The sequence below is a fragment of the Sphaerobacter sp. genome (assembly GCF_019683595.1).
GTDB lineage: Bacteria > Chloroflexota > Chloroflexia > Thermomicrobiales > Thermomicrobiaceae > Sphaerobacter.
The window spans coordinates 1-3,724 of record NZ_JADGHZ010000263.1 but is presented as its reverse complement, the minus strand read 5'-3'; the positions used below and the strand labels follow the sequence as shown (position 1 = coordinate 3,724).

Below are 3,724 nucleotides of genomic sequence, written 5' to 3'. Positions count from 1 at the left end.
GCGCGCGGCTGCTCCCGCGCGATACCAAAGCGGCGGCCGAAGCCGCCGCACTCCATAGCCGGCTTCAGCCGGCTTCCGTTGTGAGCCCGGGGGTTAACCCCCGGGCACGCGCCATGCCGCGGTGATCCTCACGCCACCCACCCCGGAGACGGTCGGCAGCGGCCCGAGCCACCGGAGGCGGGCGGGAAACGGCGCGGCTGGTAGGCAGGGTGAATTCGTCCCACTCCATTTGCCCCGTGCCCGAGATGCTCGTCACCCCGCCGCGTGGCGTCGGCAGGTACGTTGTGCCGCCCACGACCCGCGCATAGACGAACGTACCGGTTTCAGCCCCGTCAAAGGGCCGCTTAACAGGACGAAAATCCCTTGTGAAAGGGAGAATTCTCCCTTCACGCTGAGGCTACGCGGGTGCTTCGGTTGTCCGTGATCTGGAGATCGGAGTCAGCCGATGCACAGCCATCGGCCAGGTTGGAGTCACACAGCGGGACAGGCGGTCGTCGAGTTCGCGATCGCCGGTGTTCTGTTCTTCATGATCGTGTTCGGCACGGTCGACTTCGGTCGCGCGATCTTCGTGTACTCGGAGTTGACCAATGCCGTCCGCGAAGGGGCACGCTACGCCCAGATACACCCGACCCAGACCGCGGGCATCAAGGACGTGGTCGTCAATAAGTCGCCGAGTCTGGGTATCCGCGCCGCGGATGTCACGGTCAGTTGTTCCCCGGGCGGGTGCGAGCCCGGCGGGACGGTACGGGTCACGGCCAGATTGCACTTCCAGGCGGTAACCCAGCGCCTGCTCGGCATCCGGCCGCTCACCCTCCAGGCATCGGCGGAGAACGTCATCGAGTGACGCCCACAGAACCCGCGGGCGAGAGAGGTTGATGATGCGCGTCTGGGCCGACAAGCACACAACACCGCGCCGGCGAACCCCAGGCCAGAGCCTGGTGGAGTTGGCCATTGCGCTGCCGCTCTTGCTGCTCTTGCTGCTCGGCACGATCGACCTCGGCCGGATGTTTGTGGACTACGTCCAGATGCGGAATGCGGCCTTCCGCGGGGTGCGCTACGGCATGACGGCTCCGGACGATACCGACGGCATCCGGCAGCGCGTACACGCCCACGGCGTGCCGTCGGATACGGCGGTGACGGTCACCTGTCGTCCCGTGGCGTGCAGCCAGATTCAACTAGGCCAGGAGGACGCGACGATCACGGTTTCGGCCACCCGCACGTTCAGGCCGGTCACCACGAGTTTTCTCCAGAGCTTCTTCGGGCTCGGCCCCGTGAACCTACGGGCTCAGGCGACGGCGAGGATAGCGACATGACGTGGGAAACAATGCGCCGCTGGTTGTGGCAGGCCCGCGCGCGCGGGCAGGTACTCATCCTCTTCGCCGTGGCGTTGGTGGGGATGGTCGGGATGACCGGCCTCGCCATCGACCTGGGCTACACGTTTTCCCAGAAGCGCGCGATCCAGAATGCCGCCGACGCCGGCGCGCTGGCCGGCGCGCAGTACCTGACCAAGTCAACTCCGGATGTCCGTCTCCCGGTCCGAAACGAGGTCGCGCAGGTCGTATCCCAGAACGGATTCGGCGGCGCAACACCCCAGTTGGTGTCGTGCCAGTACGTCGACGCGTCGGACAATCCCCTGGGGGACTGCAGCGAGGAGCCGCCGGACGAGGCGACGGGCGTGGAGGTTCGGGTCAGGGAGACCCACCGAACCTTCTTCATCCAGATCGTGCCCGGCGCGCCCGATACCGCCTCGACCGAGGCGATGGCGCGAGCGCGAGTCTTCAAGGTGACCAATGCTCCAGGTGATGCGCCGTTTATCGTCTGCGGGTACGACACCGAGCTGGCCGATGGCGGAACGCTCTCGATCCTGAAGCCGGGAACGAGCGAGATCGACCCGGAGGCGATCGGCAAGACGTTCCGCATTCACGCCCCGCAAGGCATCTCCCGCTGTGGGACGGGCAACGCGTTCAAGGGCCTCGTCGGAGACAACGACGAGGAAAACATCCCGATCCCCGGGATCTGGGAGGGCACTCCGGGTACGCGCGCCAGTGTACGCATCAAGGTGCCCGGCCTTCGGGGATGCCGGCCGGGCTCATCGGTCAACGATTGCATCCTGCTCCTGCCAATCGCGGACTCAGGAGAAGGCAACGGGTCGCATGTCAAGTTCCATGTGGTCGCCGTCGCGGCCTTCTGGATCCAGGAGTGCCACGCGAACTGTCATGAGGGCACGCTGATCGGGCAATACGTCATCGGCCCCGGTGACGGGTGGCTGCCCGACCCGGGCGACACCTGGCAACTGGGCGACAACGGCCTGATCATGATCCGGCTCGTCGCCTGATTCCCACGGAGCGATCTGACCTCGGGCGCAGCAGGAGCCCGGCGCGGATCTCCCTGCGGCTCACCGCCCACGGATCGCCTGCATGAAGCGGTCCAACTCGATCGCCGGCATGGTGAGGAACTGGACCGTCCCCCGGCTGCTGAGGGCAACCGAGACCTTGGCGATCGTCTCGTTGTCGGGCGCCTCGACGATGTTGACGAAGTCGTAGGGCCCGAGGACCGCCCACTGCTGCACCACCCGGGCGCCCATCGCCTCGACCTCGCGGTTGACCTCGGTGATCCGCTCCGGCCGCTCCTGGATCGTCTCCCGGCCGTCGTCGGTCAGGGTGCTGAGCATGATGTAGATGGGCATGGCTTCCCCCCTCCACTGCGGGCGTGCGCCAACCGCACGACGCCCCACCTACCCCGCAATTCCCGTGCAGACGCGGACCTTGACCTGCCGGACCCTGCCACGGAAGATGGTGAGAATGGGAGTGGGCAATACCGCGCCGCGGGCGCGGCTGAGCGAGAGGAGTCGTGCCGGTGGAGTCGATGCACATCGTGCGCTACCGGGATGGGGAGCGCGCGGCCTACGGGATCCTGGAGGACGGGGTCGTACGTCAGGCGTCGGGCGATCCGTTCAGCGGGCTGACGCCGGGTGCCGAGGTCGGCCCGCTGGAGGAGGTCACGCTGCTGCCGCCGGTCGAGCCGAGTAAGATCGTCGCGATCGGCCTCAACTACCTGGACCACATCACCCAGGACGCGCACGGGTTCGAGCAGCCGGAGAACCCGATCATCTTCCTGAAGCCGCCGAGCTCGCTACTGGCGCACGGCGGCAATATCGTGCTGCCGCGCGGCACCGAGCGGGTGGAGAGCGAGGCGGAGCTGGCGGTGGTCATCGGGCGACGGGCCCGCTATGTTCCCGCCGAGCGCGCCTACGACTACATCCTCGGCTTCACCTGCTCGAACGACGTGAGCGCCCGCGATTACCAGTTCAAGGACGGGCAGTGGGTACGCGCCAAGGGCTTCGATACGTTCACGCCGCTCGGCCCGGCCATCGCCACCGGCCTGCGCGCCGATGACCTGGCGATCGCCTGCCGGCTCAACGGCGAGGTGCGCCAGCAGTCGACGACGGCAAAGCTGCTCTTCGGCGTGCCGTACCTCGTGGAGTTCATCAGCCGGGTCATGACCCTGGAGCCGGGCGACGTCATCATGACCGGCACCCCGGCCGGTCCGCCGCGCATGGCCCCGGGCGACGTCGTCGAGATCGAGATCGAAGGCATCGGCGTGCTGCGCAACGGCGTGGTGGCGGAGGAAATGCCGGAGTAGATGGCCCTCACCCCCTAACCCCCTCTCCCAACTTTGGGAGAGGGGGAATGGGATGACGAAACACTCCCCTCTCCCAAGGTTG

At 67.1% G+C, this 3,724-nt stretch carries 5 protein-coding genes; 4 read left to right on the top strand and 1 reads right to left on the bottom strand.

The genetic code is table 11. The features are described 5' to 3' along the window. The first annotated feature begins 445 nt into the window (after positions 1-445). From IRZ30_RS16335 to IRZ30_RS16325, 3 genes are read left to right on the top strand one after another with little or no spacing between them, the layout of a single operon-like run. The gene (locus IRZ30_RS16335; RefSeq protein WP_294086682.1) at positions 446-844 is read left to right on the top strand and encodes a TadE/TadG family type IV pilus assembly protein; all 399 of its coding nucleotides are present in this window, start codon (positions 446-448) and stop codon (positions 842-844) included. A 31-nt stretch (positions 845-875) separates the two neighbouring features. Then, positions 876-1,313, top strand: a complete 438-nt coding sequence (locus IRZ30_RS16330; RefSeq protein WP_294086680.1) for a TadE/TadG family type IV pilus assembly protein — start codon at positions 876-878, stop codon at positions 1,311-1,313. After that, complete coding sequence (locus IRZ30_RS16325; RefSeq protein ID WP_294086678.1) at positions 1,310-2,335, top strand: pilus assembly protein TadG-related protein; 1,026 nt, start codon at positions 1,310-1,312, stop codon at positions 2,333-2,335. Before IRZ30_RS16330 ends, IRZ30_RS16325 begins: the two co-directional genes overlap by 4 nt. Positions 2,336-2,395: 60 nt before the next feature. Here IRZ30_RS16325 and IRZ30_RS16320 read toward each other — a convergent pair whose 3' ends face one another. After that, entirely contained in the window at positions 2,396-2,686 is a 291-nt protein-coding gene (locus tag IRZ30_RS16320; RefSeq protein WP_294086676.1) for a GYD domain-containing protein, read from the bottom strand. Positions 2,687-2,865: 179 nt separating this feature from the next. Here IRZ30_RS16320 and IRZ30_RS16315 point away from each other — a divergent pair, with 179 nt between their 5' ends. After that, positions 2,866-3,642 (top strand): fumarylacetoacetate hydrolase family protein, encoded by a 777-nt coding sequence (locus tag IRZ30_RS16315; protein WP_294086684.1) that lies wholly within the window; start codon positions 2,866-2,868, stop codon positions 3,640-3,642. The last annotated feature ends 82 nt before the right edge of the window (positions 3,643-3,724 follow it).

Coding starts and splice junctions, on each gene's coding strand:
- IRZ30_RS16335 (WP_294086682.1), top strand. CDS start 446: ATGCACAGCCATCGGCCAGGTTGGAGTCACACAGCGGGACAGGCGGTC.
- IRZ30_RS16330 (WP_294086680.1), top strand. CDS start 876: ATGATGCGCGTCTGGGCCGACAAGCACACAACACCGCGCCGGCGAACC.
- IRZ30_RS16325 (WP_294086678.1), top strand. CDS start 1,310: ATGACGTGGGAAACAATGCGCCGCTGGTTGTGGCAGGCCCGCGCGCGC.
- IRZ30_RS16320 (WP_294086676.1), bottom strand. CDS start 2,686: ATGCCCATCTACATCATGCTCAGCACCCTGACCGACGACGGCCGGGAG.
- IRZ30_RS16315 (WP_294086684.1), top strand. CDS start 2,866: ATGCACATCGTGCGCTACCGGGATGGGGAGCGCGCGGCCTACGGGATC.